This is a genomic window from Shewanella sp. SG44-2, assembly GCF_014164215.1.
Classification (GTDB): Bacteria; Pseudomonadota; Gammaproteobacteria; order Enterobacterales; family Shewanellaceae; genus Shewanella; species Shewanella frigidimarina.
The window spans coordinates 1-249 of the sequence record NZ_JACJEU010000106.1; the positions used below are offsets into that span (position 1 = coordinate 1).

Genomic DNA, 249 nt, shown 5'->3' on the forward strand with positions numbered 1-249 from the left:
TAACGCATACGTTTACGTGCGCGTTTCTCAGATTTAACTAATGCTGCAAGATTGAGATTATTCATCGATACTGAAGTAAGGAAATGACGAGCAATTAGATCACATATTTAATGTAAATGGTATAATACCATTTACATTAAATAATTGGTCAATTTTGTCCACCGTCTAGAACATAGTTGAATCACCCTTTCCGGCTCTGCAATAAATCGATTCCATGCAATGGAACACTGCTCAACAATATCGTCATAT

Annotated in this window: 1 pseudogene; it reads right to left on the bottom strand. The window is 35.3% G+C overall.

The annotated features are described in order from the left end of the window. Positions 1-131: 131 nt before the first annotated feature. Positions 132-249: pseudogene (locus H5181_RS20470) on the bottom strand (IS630 family transposase); the annotation flags it as partial.